General features: G+C 66.3%; 10 protein-coding genes and 5 pseudogenes. 9 read left to right on the top strand and 6 right to left on the bottom strand.

Features of this window, described 5'->3' with window-relative positions:
• Nucleotides 1-4: 4 nt before the first annotated feature.
• Complete coding sequence (locus RV986_RS44375; protein WP_475922769.1) at nt 5-1138, bottom strand: 8-amino-7-oxononanoate synthase; 1134 nt, start codon at nt 1136-1138, stop codon at nt 5-7.
• Nucleotides 1139-1906: 768 nt separating this feature from the next.
• Nucleotides 1907-2158 (bottom strand): DUF4277 domain-containing protein, encoded by a 252-nt coding sequence (locus RV986_RS44370; protein ID WP_475922768.1) that lies wholly within the window; start codon nt 2156-2158, stop codon nt 1907-1909.
• A gap of 802 nt (nt 2159-2960) precedes the next feature.
• Between RV986_RS44370 and RV986_RS44365 the strand changes: the two are divergent.
• The 4 genes and pseudogenes from RV986_RS44365 to RV986_RS44350 form a co-directional block, all read left to right on the top strand.
• Nucleotides 2961-3089 (top strand): annotated as a pseudogene (locus RV986_RS44365) (IS5/IS1182 family transposase); the annotation flags it as partial.
• Between the two features lie 362 nt (nt 3090-3451).
• Entirely contained in the window at nt 3452-4078 is a 627-nt protein-coding gene (locus tag RV986_RS44360; RefSeq protein ID WP_467601818.1) for an RNA polymerase sigma factor, read from the top strand.
• Nucleotides 4075-5136 (top strand): CU044_5270 family protein, encoded by a 1062-nt coding sequence (locus tag RV986_RS44355; protein ID WP_475922767.1) that lies wholly within the window; start codon nt 4075-4077, stop codon nt 5134-5136. Before RV986_RS44360 ends, RV986_RS44355 begins: the two co-directional genes overlap by 4 nt.
• A 426-nt stretch (nt 5137-5562) precedes the next feature.
• A pseudogene (locus RV986_RS44350) lies at nt 5563-6427 on the top strand (alpha/beta fold hydrolase).
• A 178-nt stretch (nt 6428-6605) separates the two neighbouring features.
• Here the strand turns inward: RV986_RS44350 and RV986_RS44345 are convergent.
• Complete coding sequence (locus tag RV986_RS44345; RefSeq protein ID WP_359238939.1) at nt 6606-7106, bottom strand: winged helix-turn-helix transcriptional regulator; 501 nt, start codon at nt 7104-7106, stop codon at nt 6606-6608.
• A 102-nt stretch (nt 7107-7208) separates the two neighbouring features.
• Between RV986_RS44345 and RV986_RS44340 the strand changes: the two genes are divergently transcribed.
• The 4 genes and pseudogenes from RV986_RS44340 (at nt 7209) to RV986_RS44325 (ending at nt 12183) form a co-directional block, all read left to right on the top strand.
• Complete coding sequence (locus RV986_RS44340) at nt 7209-8312, top strand: Glu/Leu/Phe/Val dehydrogenase dimerization domain-containing protein (RefSeq protein ID WP_475922766.1); 1104 nt, start codon at nt 7209-7211, stop codon at nt 8310-8312.
• Between the two features lie 642 nt (nt 8313-8954).
• Nucleotides 8955-9287 (top strand): annotated as a pseudogene (locus RV986_RS44335) (winged helix-turn-helix transcriptional regulator); the annotation flags it as partial.
• A 742-nt stretch (nt 9288-10029) separates the two neighbouring features.
• Nucleotides 10030-10929 (top strand): YceI family protein, encoded by a 900-nt coding sequence (locus tag RV986_RS44330; protein ID WP_475922765.1) that lies wholly within the window; start codon nt 10030-10032, stop codon nt 10927-10929.
• Between the two features lie 190 nt (nt 10930-11119).
• A protein-coding gene (locus tag RV986_RS44325; protein ID WP_475922764.1) for an IS630 family transposase occupies nt 11120-12183 on the top strand; the annotation gives its coding sequence in 2 pieces (ribosomal slippage) (nt 11120-11567 and nt 11567-12183; 1065 coding nt in all).
• A gap of 24 nt (nt 12184-12207) precedes the next feature.
• Here RV986_RS44325 and RV986_RS44320 read toward each other — a convergent pair.
• From RV986_RS44320 to RV986_RS44310, 3 genes and pseudogenes are all read right to left on the bottom strand, one after another.
• Nucleotides 12208-12453, bottom strand: coding sequence for an SUKH-4 family immunity protein (locus RV986_RS44320; RefSeq protein ID WP_475924656.1), 246 nt, complete (start codon nt 12451-12453; stop codon nt 12208-12210).
• 124 nt (nt 12454-12577) lie between these two features.
• A pseudogene (locus RV986_RS44315) lies at nt 12578-12948 on the bottom strand (IS6 family transposase); the annotation flags it as partial.
• A 128-nt stretch (nt 12949-13076) separates the two neighbouring features.
• A pseudogene (locus RV986_RS44310) lies at nt 13077-13385 on the bottom strand (IS6 family transposase); the annotation flags it as partial.
• A gap of 190 nt (nt 13386-13575) precedes the next feature.
• On the opposite strand from RV986_RS44310, the gene RV986_RS44305 reads away from it, so the two are divergent.
• Nucleotides 13576-13770, top strand: coding sequence for a hypothetical protein (locus RV986_RS44305; RefSeq protein WP_475922763.1), 195 nt, complete (start codon nt 13576-13578; stop codon nt 13768-13770).
• Nucleotides 13771-13992 lie beyond the last annotated feature (222 nt).

The following is a 13992-nucleotide window of genomic DNA, read 5'->3' as shown; positions in this document are numbered from 1 at the left end:
GCGTTCACCGATTCCGGCTGATCACCGCCACGGCGTGCGCGATCTGCGCGTCGGTGAGGTCCGCGCGGGCGGTCAGCCGCAGCCGGGAGATGCCGTCCGGCACGGACGGGGGGCGGAAGCAGCCGACGGCCAGTCCCGCCGCACGGCAGTCCGCCGCCCACCGTAGGGCCCGCTCGGGGGACGGGGCGCGCACGGAGACCACGGCGGCGTCCGGCCGTACGGCCTCCAGGCCCTCGGCCGTCAGCCGGGTGTGCAGCGCCGTGGCCACCTCACGGGCCCGGGCGGCGCGCTCCGGCTCGCGGCGCAGCAGCCTGAGCGCCGCGAGGGCCGCGCCCGCCGCCGCGGGCGCGAGACCGGTGTCGAAGATGAAGGTGCGCGCCGCGTTGACCAGATGGTCGATGACCGGGGCGGGGCCGAGGACGGCGCCGCCCTGGCTGCCGAACGACTTGGACAGCGTGGCGGTCACGACGACGTCCGGGGCGCCCGCGAGCCCCACGGCGTGCGGGGCGCCCCGGCCGCCCTCGCCCAGCACGCCCAGTCCGTGCGCGTCGTCGACGAGCAGCGCGGCTCCGTGCTCCCGGCAGACCGTCGCGAGTTCGCTCAGCGGGGCCGCGTCGCCGTCCACCGAGAAGACCGTGTCCGACACCGCGACGGCGGGACCTTCGTGGGTGCCGAGCGCCTTGCGCACGGCGTCGGGGTCGGCGTGCCCCACGACCTGGGTCGTACCGCGGGCCAGCCGGCAGCCGTCGATGAGCGAGGCGTGGTTGCCCGCGTCCGAGACGAGCAGCGAGCCGTGCGGCGCCAGCGTGGTGACCGCGGCGAGATTGGCCGCGTATCCGGAGGAGAAGACGAGCGCCGCCTCGAAGCCGCAGAAGTCGGCGAGTTCCCGTTCGAGTTCGCCGTGCAGTTCGGTCGTGCCGGAGACGAGCCGCGAACCGGTGGCACCGGCGCCCCAGCGGCGGGCGGCGTCCGCCGCGGCCGCGGTGATCTCGGGGTGGCGGGCCAGCCCGAGGTAGTCGTTGCTCGCCAGATCGAGCAGGGGTGAGTCGGCGGTACGAGGGCGCAGGGTGCGTACGAGTCCGGCCTGCCGGCGCAGCCGCGCCTGCTCGTCGATCCACGCGAACGGCGATCCCGCCATGCTGGTGCCTCCGGGCCCTGGGAGTGGTCGTGGAGAGGTGATGAGGGTGGTCGTTTTGTAGGCAGTGCACAGACCCTAGCGGGACGGTTCGGCGCCCATGATGTGGCAATACCCACAGCCAGAATTATCAAGCACAGAATCAACGCAGGTCAGAGGCCATATCACACCCTGGACTGAAGATCGTTTCTCACTGCACGGACCGGCCGCGCGCCCGGGCGGCGCCGACGCGACTCAGTGGCTGCTGCTGCGCGACCGCACAGCCAAGCGCCTGTAACCGGCGCACCAGCAGCAGCCGCACTTCACAACGCGCCAGCCGCCCAGGACGCCGTCAAGGCAGTCCCTGCACCGGCCCGTACAGGCCGCGAGGAACGAGCCTGCGGACAGTCGCCCTGCGAGGCCCGGACGACCCTTGTGACTTCCCTGACGCCCACCGGGGCGTTTCCGTGTGCGCGCCCAGGTCAGCGCAGGTCGTCTGTGCCGTCGTGCTCTTCGCCGACTGGGAGTCGCCGACGGTCGTCCCCGGGATCCTCGCTGTAGGTATCCGCGGAGGATGCTTCTCGGAAGTTGGGCCTGAGCCGCTCTTCTGACAGAGCATCAATCGGGTAGGAGGGCCGGTCACCCGGCCCTCCTACCCGTGATACGTCGGCGTCTCGCCATGGACATCTTCGAGTTCCGGTGGTGTCCCTGAGGAGACGTTTTGCTGCCACCGGCCGGACGCGACAACGCCGCTGATCGCCGAAACCCCCAGCAGGACACCGACGAGATCCGTCAATGCACCAGCCGGGACACGCATCGGCCTCCACCAAGACCCTTGACGGCCTCACACGAGTACGCCCAGTCCCCGACGCGGAACAGCGGCGAAGGAGCGGTAAACTGGTTCGCCACCAGTACCTCGATCACCTGGCCGTGCGTCAGGTCCGCCCGCGAATCCGGTGGCCGCAGCCCGTCGACGATCTCAGCGACGTCCAGCCGACGCAGAAACTCAGCAGCAACAGGCAGAGCGGCCAGGCGCTTGGTCACCACGGACTCAATTACGACCTCCACGCGAGGGCGTTCCGTCCGTGGCCTTGGGGACCAGGAAGTCATCGACGCACCCGGACCAATACGGCCACACCGGCAAGACCGTCAAACCATCTGATTCAGCGACCCGGGAAGTACGGACCTAGCGCCCCGCCCGCCCCAGCGTGCGCACAGGCGTTTCCACAGGTCAGCTCCCATTTCCGCACCCAAGACAGCACCATAGGCTGTGGAACTCAAGTCGTAGAGAGCACTGATTCGGCGGCTACTTCTTGCCACTCCAGAGGTTCCTCCGTGCCGGAACTCCATCACGGCAGTCGATCAAGGATCCCAGCCCGGCAGCATCACCGCACTGCCCAACACCACCAACAAGCCCGCCGGCTGATCGCTTACACCACGAAGCAACTGGCCAGGTTCCGTGCGCTGCTGATAAGCACGAAACACATCCCCGAGATCGACGAGGTCTCCGCGCAGCGCATCGAGCCGCAGGGTGTGGGGGACGATCCGCTGCGCGATCTTTCCCCCTTGCCTGGTCCCTGGGGGCGCCGCGTTAGGGGAGACGGCACGAGCCCAGGGCACCGCAGTGGGCTCGGCGGCCGGAGCGGAGGCCTCTGCGGCGGGGAAACGGTCGGAGAACACCGTGGCTGCAGCGTCGTGTGCCGGCGCTCGTCGTACTGCCACCGGGGGCACGATAGGGCTCTCAGAGGGCGGTATGAGAGTGCATAGGCGTTTTGTCGTCACCTGAACGTGTGGCGGTGCGGCATCCCGGCCGGTCGGCGGCCGTGGGCATGTTGGGCTGGGCACCGTGAGCGAGCGCAAGCCCTACAAGACCGACGTGAGCGACGAGCAGTGGGCGTTGGTCGAGCCGGTGATCGCCGCATGGAAGGCCGCGCATCCCTCGGTCAGCGGCCATCAGGGCCGGTACGCGATGCGACCGTGCCCGGTGACGGCTTTGCGCGGCCGGCATACACCGCTCGTGCAGGCCGCACGGGAGTGGACCCTCAAGCCCCGCTTCAAGTGGTCGGTGCTTCGTGGCGTGGAGCAGAGGCCACGGGCCGCGCCGGGGGTATGGACGGACAAGCTCGGCGAGGGTGCATAGGCGGACATCAAGGCAGCTAGTTTATACTTCAACGACATATCGTGGCGCTGCCACCGAGGTCGGCGGCAATGGGGCGCGTGAGGCCTCTGATCGAGAAGACACCGGGATGCCGAAATCCTGCTGCGCCTCATCTGACTGTGATCCACCTCACTGGAACTGGCCCCGTGTATCCGACAGGTACCTGCGTGAAGCAATCCTTGCGAGCTCGTCTGCGAGCCGACGATCCAGAAGCCTTCCGCCAGCTGTACCAGGAACTGGGCCAGGCGATCTACGCGCACGCCTACCGCGCCACGGGCGACTGGTCGGCCGCCGAGGACGCGGTGTCACTGACGTTCCTGGAAGTGTGGCGTCTGCGGGAGCGGCTGGAGCAGGGCGACGAGAGCCTCCGCCCCTGGGTCTACGGCATCGCCACCAACGTCCTGCGCAACCGCGGACGCGCAGCGCGCAAACACCAGCAGACCCTGACCCGCTTCCCCACACCCGAGACCGTCCCGGATATTGCCGACGAAGTCGCCGCTCGCATCGACGACAGCGAAAGGCTCGCGGCCGCCAGAGCGGCGGTGGCCAGGCTGCGGCGCGGGGACCGCGATGTGTTCATGCTGTGCGTCTGGTCCGACCTCAGCTACGCCGCGGCGGCCCAGGCCCTGGGCATCCCGGTCGGCACCGTCCGCTCCCGCCTGTCACGCGCACGGGGGCGTCTGCTCAAACTGACCGAGCAGGAACTGAAGCGCGTGAAAAAAAGAGTGGAACCCCCTGCGCCCGTCCGACAGATACAGGGCGACCGCACACCCGCGGTCCGGTCGATACAGGAGAAAGCCCGATGAACGCTCCGAAGCATGGTGACGAGGCCGAGCGCCAGGAGCTGTCACACGTGCTGCCGCGCCCCGGCACACCAGGTCTCTCTCCCGCCCGGTCTCAACGTCTTGAGGAATATCTGATGCAGGAAGTCACCCAGCCCGGCGCGCAGACGCAGCCGTCTCCCGCCGCGAAGCGCGGTATGCCGCGCTGGAGCCTGATAGCCGCGCTGGCCGCGGCCCTGGCTGTCGCCGCAGCCGTCGCCGTCAGCGTCACCAGCTCCGGCGCGACCCCCGCCGACGACAGTGTGGCCATGGCCTCGGTCATCACCGTGCAGCCCGCCTCCGCCCACGGCGCCACCGCCTTCCTCAGCCAGGTCGCGGACGCGGCCAGCAAGCAGAAGACCCCGACCGTCGGCGCCCACCAGTTCATCTACGTCAAGAGCAAGGTCGGCTTCACCCACCAGGTCAAGCAGCGCACCATCGGCGGCGCGGCCAAGCTCGACGCCGTCCACCAGCGCGAAGTGTGGCTGGCCGCCGACCCCTCCAAGGACGGCCTCATCCACGAGGGCGGCCAGAACATCACCATCCACAACAGCGGCGCAGGTGTGGTCAACCCCGGCGAAGCGTCGCAGCCCGCCAGGCCGGGCACCGTCCCGCAGATCGCGTCGCTGTCCACCAACCCCGACGCGCTGCTGAAGCAGATCTACTCCGCCACCCGCGGCGAGGCCCCCGGCAAGGACGCCGCCGCGTTCAACTGGATCGGCGAGACCGTATCCGAGTCGATCGTGCCCGGTGACGTGGCCTCCTCCATCTGGCGGGCCGCCGCGAAGATCCCCGGCGTCGTCCTCGTCAAGGACGCCACCGACGCGGCCGGCCGCCATGGCGAAGCCATCGCCCACGTCTCCAACGGCGAACGCACCGAGTACATCTTCGACCGCAACACCCACCTGTTCCTCGGCGAGCGCAGCTACCTCATCAAGGACACCCCGATGGGCAAGGCAGGCATGCTCACCGGCACCAGCGCGGTCCTCTCCCGCGCCGTCGTGAACAAGATGGGTGACCTGCCTGCAGGCGCCGGCGCCTGACCCGCACACCACCCAACGCCCGGCTGCTGACCATCACTCAGCGGTCGGGCGGACCCATCTCCCCACCAGCCTGGCACCCACACGGCCTGGCCTGAGCGGAGGCAACATCGTCTGACAGGGCGGCAAGGGCTCGTCCGTCGACAGATGCTCGACCTCACCTTCAGCCGGATCAACATGCCTTGCACCACGGGTGGTTCACCGTCGTGGTCGAGCATGAGGAGCGGTGGGTGGGCCGGGCCCGGTGGTCATGCCCAAATTAGCGGTCTGATGGTTGGGCTTAGCATTTTAGGTGGAAAGGGGTCCGGAGCGTTCTGGTCCATTTTCCGACCATGAAATCCATCAGAGTCTCCGGTGCTGCCGGTTGTCGACGGCACCGAACGCCGCGAAACCCGCTTTGCCAACTCGGTGCGTCCTCGGAGGGCCAGCATGCTCCCTACCTACCACCGCACGTCAACCATCCAGGGGCAACGAGTCTTCTACCGCGAGGCAGGTCCGGCGGAGGCGCCGGTCGTCCTGCTCCTCCACGGGTTTCCGACCAGCTCCCACATGTTCCGGCACCTCATCCCGGCACTCGCCGACCGCTACCACGTGATCGCGCCCGACCACATAGGGTTCGGTCAGTCCGCGATGCCGGAAGCCGACGAGTTCGAATACACCTTTGACAATCTCGCGGAAATCACCGGCGACCTGCTCGACAGCCCAGGCATCGGCCGTTTCTCAATTTACGTACATGATCACGGCGCCCCTATCGGATGGCGGCTTACGCTCGACCCTTCGTACGAGGTGACCGCGATCATCTCGCAGAGCGGCAACGCCTACATGGAGGGACTCGTCCAGCCCTTCTGGGAGGACCTGTTCGCGTACGCCACGGCCCCGGGAGCAGATACCGAACCGGGGGCGCGGGCCAAGTTCAACGCCGAGACAACCCGTTGGCAGTACGAGAACGGCGCCTCCGACAGGAGCCTCGTCAGCCCGGACACCTGGCTGCACGATCAGACTCTGCTGGACCGGCCCGGCAACGATGAGGTGCAACTGGCGCTCTTCCGCGACTACCCGACCAACATCGACGGCTACCCTCAACTCCAGGAATACTTCCGCACCAGCCAGGTCCCGCTCCTGGCGGTCTGGGGTGCGGGAGACGAGATCTTCGGACCGGACGGGGCCCGGGCTTTCACCCGTGATCTGCCAGACTCGGAAGTTCACGCTGCCGGCTGGGCACTTCGCCCCGGAGACGCACCTCGACGCCATCAGCGGCTACATCCGCGGGTTCCTCGGCCGCGTCCTGGACTGAGATGCAGCCGGTCTTGACCGCACCCCATGCGTGAAGCCGTCGGAGTGCCCCGCGGCGCGCGAAGGTCGTCTGCGCGGCGGTCCAGAAGCTGAGCTGATCCGGTTACGAATGGAACCGATCAACGTCGCCAGGGCGCTGCCGGGACGAGTTGCGTACAGGGGGCGGTCCGTCGGAGGAATCAGTCTGCCGCCTCACTCTGCGACAGTCCGGGGGCTGGAACGACCTCTAGTTCGCTGGGGGCGAGCATGTGGCCGTCGGAGCAGGAGAGTTCCACGTGCACGGGAGCATCGCAGTCTCGGTGCCGCAGGCGGACTGGACCGCCTTCCGTTCCCGGGGTGGCGTGGCGGTCGCCCCACTCCATCAGCGCGAAGTAGGCGATCAGAAGCTCCTGGCCGGGTTCGGTCAGTTCGTAGCGGTCGCGTGTTCGCTGCCCGGGCGCCTGGTAAGGGGTCCGCCGCAGGAGTCCGACCTCGACGAGTTCTCGTAGGCGTTTGGCCGTTGCGGGTGCGCTCAGCGGGGTGTGGCGGACGAAGTCGTTGAAGTAGGTCGTGCCGTAGAAGGCCTCGCGCAGCACGAACAGGTTCGAGGGCGTCCCGAGTACTTCCAGGGCCCGTGCCGCTGAGCAGCGGTGTTCGCTCCAGCTGTCCCGGTCGGTCAGCGAGCCAGTGAGTGCCGACATCACACCATCCCGTCTAGCGAAGCAGCAGACTTATGTTAGCTTAAGCCAGATCTGACTTAGCTATCGTTAAGTCAGCCCGTATCTGAGCTGGAGGGACTGGGCATGCCGTCACGCACTCTGGAGACCACGCTCGATCATGAGGGGTTCCTGGTTCGGCAGGGGCGCCGCTCCGGCCTGCCAGTGATCATCGCCATTCACTCCACCCGCCTCGGCCCTGCCGTCGGTGGCATGCGGATCGCTCGATACGACTCCCCGGCCGACGCGCTGGTCGACTGTCTCCGACTGAGCCGCGGGATGACCTACAAGGCCGCCGCGGTCCGCAATGGCACGGGCGGAGGAAAGACTGTCGTCCCGCTCCTGCCCGGGGGCCCTCAGCGCCTGGACGGCCAACTGCGGGAAGCCCTGCTGCTCGATGTCGCCGAACTGGTCCACGATCTGAACGGCGCCTACTACGTGGCCCCCGATGTCGGCACCAGCTCCGCCGACATCCAGCTCATGCGCCGTCGCACCCCCTACGTGGGCGGCTATTCCGCCACAGCCGATGGCCTCGGGGCCACTACCTTCGGGACTGCCGCCGGCGTCGAGCATGCGATGAACGCAACCGCCGCGCATCTGTGGGGAACACCGCATCTGCGGGGGCGTGACGTGGTGGTGATCGGATTCGGTGGCGTCGGGCATGAGCTCACCAAGCGCCTGCTCGCACAAGGCGCTCACGTACGGGCGACCGACGTCGACCCCGAGCGACGCTCGGCCGTCGAAACGTCCGGAGCGCAGTGGGTAGAACTGGACGGCACCTACACCCTTCAGACCGACATTCTGGCGCCCTGTGCCCTGGGCGGCGCTTTCACCTCCGAGCTCGTCGGCTCACTGCGTTGCCGGGCGATCGTCGGCTCGGCCAACAACCAGCTGGCCCACGACGCAGTGGCACAGGACCTGACCCAGGCGCGGATCACCTGGGTGCCGGACTTCGTGGCAAACGCCGGCGGGGTCATGTATGCGTCCGGCCTGGAGCTTCACCAACTGACCCCGAAGCAGTCCCTGCGGCGGCTCGCATCCATCGAGGAAGCCACCGCACGGGTACTGGAGGACAGTGCGAATGAGGCAACAACCCCCCTGGCCGTCGCCCACCGTCTCGCCGAACACGTCCTGACCGCCGCAGGAACCCACCGACCGAACGGAAACACCCCTAGCCCAGGGCTAGGCTAGTACCACTTGATGCGATACCGAGGAACCCCGGCACGAAAGCTCCACTCTCACCCGATATCTCTGGTTGCGCTGCTCATATCTCTAGCGATATCGGCATGTGGGATCCCCTCCACCAGTGTGGTTCAGGTGGGCGAGCCTGCGACCGGGATAGACATGCGGAAGATTCGTGTCTACTTCTGGTCCAGCGGGAACCTGACATCACTGGCACGACTTGTCGATACCACAGGAAACGTACAGACCGCGTCGAGTTGTTGTTCGCTGGGCCGACCGAGGACAAAGCGGCCCGGGTCACCACAGAGCTTCCTCGACTGGCGGTCGATCCTCTGGTCTTGTCGAGCCACGGCTCCGTGACGATCGCCCTGCCTGAACTGTCCGTTCCTTTGAGTCACGCAGCCATGGACCAACTGGTATGCACCGCTGCGAGCGCCGAGGAAGATACTCGTACACCTCGGACTCGCGAGCCCAACGATGAACCACGGCCCAGGAGAAGTAAAGAAGCGGATGAGAGTCCATGTCAGAGGCTCAGGTTGGAGTTTGACGCAGACAGCATGTCCGATGCGCTAGCGCAAAAGATCCTTCTCCGTGCCCGATCGCTGGCTTGGCCACCTGATTTTCTATCCACGAATGGAATGTAGTACTCACATGTCAGAGCTGGGAGCACACGACGCAGGGCCGTGCCAGAAGGTCGACGACGGTATGGCCCGGGTCTTCCAGCTGTTCGGAAAGCGCTGGACGGGCCTGATCGTGGCCGTGCTGCTGCCGCATCCCGTCCACTTCGCCGACCTGCGCCGGGCGATCCCCGGCATCAGCGAACGGATGCTCTCCGACCGCCTCACGGAACTCGGCGCCGCGGGACTCGTCGCGCGCGACGTCGACGAAGGTCCCCCGCTGCGGGTCTCGTACAGTCTGACGGAGGCCGGCGCCGCGCTGGAGCCCGCGCTGAAGGAACTGGGCAGCTGGGCGGAGAAGCATCTCCGAGCTCAGAAAGTGAGCCGGGCTGGGCAATACGCTTCGGGGAGCCAAAGAGCCTTTCGCTCGAAATTCCGAAATGGTGAGCCAGACAAGGATCACCTCCTCGCTCGGCTCGCGGACACCTCCGACGCTTCCAGCTTCGTCAACGGCGCCGACTGTTTCGCCGACGGCGGCCAGGCTCAGGTCTGACACCCACGTAGCGGACATCTGCATACCCAGGCTCCCCGAACAACTGTCACCTGCGGGGCTCGCCGCCGAGGGGGGTGACAGCCTGCGCCCAGTTCGCCGCGAGTCGCAGGCGGGGGTTCCATGGCCATTCCGCTCAGTCATCGGGAAGTATGTGGAGGGATTGTCAAGAGTTTCGGATGGCGTCACTCACTCCGACCCTCAAACTGAAAGGGCAAAACGGATTTAGTGCATTTACCGCCGTCCAGATTCGCCGGCGTTAGCAACCGCTGCCGCGGAGGACCTCGTCCGGAGAGCAGCTAACACGCACCCCCGCACCGGGAGGTGGGTCGCTGCGCGGAGCATTGGTCGGTTACATCTATTCGGGCTGCGGTTCACCAGGTGTGAGTGTCACGAACGTCAGGTTGCGTACAGGTTGCATGCATGAGCACCTCTCTCTGTCGACCCGTTTGCATCGAATGGCGCCAAGTGATCGAATAATGTCTCAAACAGCGGCCCGTTCGACGACCAGTCGAACCGTAAGGGCCGCGAAGCTTCATTGCACAGGGGTACATACACCATGATCCGTCGTTTTCTTGGTCGCCCGATGGCCGCGAACGCGCAAAACTCTATATCTGGACTTTCCGTGCCGTCCGGTGCAGGTCTTCTCGCGTGCCGCGTTCTCGATTCTGCGACCCAGCCGGTCAGGCACGCCGAATTCACTGTGAGCGACAGAAACGGTCATAAGATTGTGGGCGGGGAGACTGACCCCTTCGGCATGATCTTGGCGATGGTTCCCGTTGGGGAATACCGGCTCGCTGTCTCGTCAGAAAGTTTCAGCCCGTACCGGGGAAACGAGTCTGTCGTAGAAGAGGGAAAGTGCACCGGGGTGAAAGATATTCTGCTCCAGGCAGCACCGTTGATCCCTTTGCCAACCCCCGGCGAATGGGAAATCGAACGAGCTCATACCCGAATTTCCTTCGCAGCCCGGCACATCGGACTGGGCCGCGTCTTTGGCCATTTCAACAACTTCTCCGGGGCGATTCGGGTCGGGGAGTCGATGGAAGAGACGGCAATGCATGTCGTTATCGACGCCGCCTCGATCGACACCAATGTAAAGATGCGTGACGAGCATCTGCGGTCCGCGGATTTCCTGGACGTGGACCAGTATCCGACCATGGAGTTCTACAGCGACCGTTTCGTTCATCGCGGCGGAAACAACTGGGCGATCACCGGCGGACTCACGCTGCACGGAGTCACGCGCACGGTAACCCTCGACGCTACATACGGCGGTCTGCGCGTCGGTATGGAAGGTGAGACCCGTGCGGCAATCCGGGCCACCACCGAGCTGCACCGCGAGGACTACACCATCAACTGGCAGTCGATGCTGGCCCGCGGCATCGCAGTCGTTGGCTCCAACATCAATATTGAACTCAACGTCCAGATCGTCCCCAGGGGCACCGAGCTGGAATTCAAGTGACACCTCTTGCATGTAGTCGGCCCGCTGTTCGCCGATCGACCCGGCCGGAATGTATGCGGACGTTCTGCGCGGCGTATAAACGGTGCGCGGGACCGCATTGGCCGGTTCGAGCTGATGCTACTGAACTTGATTGGGTGATGTCGGAGCCGTTCGCCTGACGGCAGCCGGTCCGATCCGGTAGTCGTGGACCGTGAGATACGCGCAGGGCGGAGGGTTGACCGACGCCGGGAGGGCCACGAGGGAGCGGATCAGGCTGCAGGCCGTGGAACGCTTCGAGGGCGGACAGAAGAACCGGGAGATCGCTGCCGCGTTACGGGTCAGTGAGCGGTCGGTGGAGCGGTGGCGCCGGGCCTGGAGGCAGCGCGGCGAGGCCGGGGTTCTGTCGAAGGGATCGCCGGGGCGACCGAGGCTTAGCGACGCGCAGATTGCCAGGCTGGAGCGGGAGTTGGAGCGCGGGCCGCTGGTCCATGGCTGGGCGGATCAGCGGTGGACGCTGGCGCGGATCAAGACGCTGATCGGCCGCTTGTTCCACGTGAGCTACACGGTGGAGGGCACCTGGCGGCTGCTGAGGCGGCACGGCTGGTCCTGGCAGCAGCCGGCCAGGCGGGCGATCGAGCGCGACGACCAGGCGGTCGAGGTCTGGAGGAAGGAGACCTGGCCGCTGGTAAGAGCACCGCGGCGGCGTGCGACGGCTGGATCGTCTTCGAGGACGAAGCCGGCCAGTCGATGACGCCGCCGCGAGCGAGGAGCTGGGGACGCAGGGGCCGCACTCCGGTGGTCCGCGTGCGCGGCCGGGGCTCGGGCCGGGTGTCGATGGCCGGGCTGAGCTGCTATAAGCCGGGGAAGCGGTCCCGGATGTTCTACTCGGTGCGTGAGTACCGGGGCCGCAAGGGCGAGCCGAAGGGCATCGGCTGGCGCGACCTGCGCGACCTGCTGGTCAGGGCCCACATCCAGCTCGGCGGTCCGATCGTGCTCGTGTGGGACAACCTGCGTATGCACCTGGTCGAACCGCTGCGCGAGTTCATCGCCGACCATGCGGACTGGCTCACCGTTTTCCAACTTCCGAGCTACTCTCCGGACTTGAACCCGCAAGAGGGCATCTGGTCGCTGGTCAAGCGCGATATCGGCAACCTCGCCGCAGCCGACCTCGGCCAGATCGCCCGTGCCGTCAAGCGCAGGCTCAAGCAGATCCAGTACCGCCCCGAGCTGGTCGATGGCTGTCTGGTCGGCGTCGACTTGATCATGGACGGCTGACCAAGGGCGGAGTTCGCTGCTGACTCATGCATCCCAGTCCTCGTAGTCCCCCATCGCCACGTCGTCACAGAACGTCTCCCAGAATCCGTTGTGCGCGAGAGCTGCCTCGTCGATGCCGGAGATGAGATCCCGAAGCTCTTCCGCCACCGCCTCGAACCTGTCCTCGTCGCCGTCCGCATAGAACGGGAAGCGCGCGATCACCGCGGCCACGCATTGGTTGAAGGAGCCGAGATCGCTGTTCACGAGACGGGGAGCCCTCGCTGAATCGATCTTGGGGCGTTGTCACGTTGTTGGGTGTGTGACTGTCTGATGGCGCGTCGGGGTGTGGTGGGTCTGCGGTCCGGGCCTGTGTTCAGGCCGTGGCGGGCCGGTTGGCAGTGCCGGTGATCTGGTCTCAGAGGGCGAAGCGGATGGTCATCTCGGCTCGGTGGTCGAAGGCTGTCATCAGGTGGCGGTGGGGCCGGAAGTGGGGTGAGATGCCGCTGAACGCGGACAGGAACCGCTGGGCCGCGCCCACACTGCGGAAGCTCTTCATCGCGCGTTCACGCTGTCTGGTGGGCTGGTGGCTGTTCTCGGCCCGGTTGTTCAGTCCCTTGTGCGAGCGGTGCTCGACGGAGGACATGACCTCACGGTGGGCCGCGCCGTAGGAACGCAGCTTGTCCGTGACGACCACCCGCGGCACCGCAGGCGTCCTCTTCATCAGACGGCGGAAGAAGCGCGCCGGGCCGCGGCCTTGTCCCGCCGATTCTGCACGAGGATGTCTAGTGTCCTGCGCCAGTAATCCGTCGGTAGATCCACCTCGTCCTGGCGGCCCAACTTCGGTCACCGCCAGGCGTGTTGACCGTCCGCAACTCAGCCGGAACTACCTAGGAATTTCAGGCGCAGGACACTAGCACCATTCCGTCCTGGTCGACTGCCCGCCACAGGTACTTCAGCTCCCCGTTGATCCTGACGAACACCTCGTCCAGATGCCATTTCTCCCCGGGCCGGGGACGGCGGCGGCGCAGTCCGTTCGCGTAAGCCTGGCCGAACTTGGCGCACCAGCGGCGGATCGTTTCGTAGGAGACGATGACGCCTCGCTGGAGCATCAGCTCCTCGACCTCGCGGAAGCTGAGCGGGAAGCGGAAGTACAGCCACACACAGTGCGAGATCACCTCGACCGGGTACCGGTGCCCCCTGTACGACGGCGACGCACTCCCCACCGACAACCCCCTCCAACATGACCAACCAGAAGATCATCCCACCCAGTCAGCCAACGTGACAGCGCCGATCAGCGTGCAGGCGTGTGGCCACCGCTTCCCCTTTACGGGTGGTTGCCGGTCTCCAGCGGTGACTGGAGGAGCGTACCGGGGAAACACGGATGCGACCGGAAAATGATCACAGGAGGCCACCGTGAATCCGCAACCCCAACAGCAGTACAAACAGGGCGACAAGGTCAGGTACCAGAACGACCAGCAGCAGCAATGCGACGGCACGGTGCAGTCCGTCCAGGGATCGGGCCAAAGTGCCAAGTACACGATCAAAAACCAGAGCACCAACCAGAACGAAGAGGCGCAGCACAGCCGCGTGCAAGGACGCCTTCAGTAACGGCGCGTTGCCCTCTGGCGCCGTGTGAGGCACGGCCGGATTCGAAGTGCTGCCCCGGCTCGGCATGGGATGCCGGGCTGGGGCAGTGGTTTGCGCGCTTCCGGGTTGGTGCCTTGCCGTGCTCAAGCCTGGTGACGCCTGTCAGTACGTCAATTGGCGCACAGCGGGGGAACCGACGAAACACGGCTCGTGGGGTGACGGAAGGCGTGGGGCAGGACTCCA

It is taken from the genome of Streptomyces sp. RLA012, from assembly GCF_056270325.1.
This window is presented reverse-complemented; position numbering and strand designations above follow the sequence as displayed.

What these genes read in the sequence shown, in the direction of transcription:
- RV986_RS44375 (WP_475922769.1), bottom strand. Translation starts at nt 1,138, where the DNA reads ATGGCGGGATCGCCGTTCGCGTGGATCGACGAGCAGGCGCGGCTGCGC.
- RV986_RS44355 (WP_475922767.1), top strand. Translation starts at nt 4,075, where the DNA reads ATGAACGCTCCGAAGCATGGTGACGAGGCCGAGCGCCAGGAGCTGTCA.
- RV986_RS44345 (WP_359238939.1), bottom strand. Translation starts at nt 7,106, where the DNA reads ATGTCGGCACTCACTGGCTCGCTGACCGACCGGGACAGCTGGAGCGAA.
- RV986_RS44340 (WP_475922766.1), top strand. Translation starts at nt 7,209, where the DNA reads ATGCCGTCACGCACTCTGGAGACCACGCTCGATCATGAGGGGTTCCTG.
- RV986_RS44330 (WP_475922765.1), top strand. Translation starts at nt 10,030, where the DNA reads ATGATCCGTCGTTTTCTTGGTCGCCCGATGGCCGCGAACGCGCAAAAC.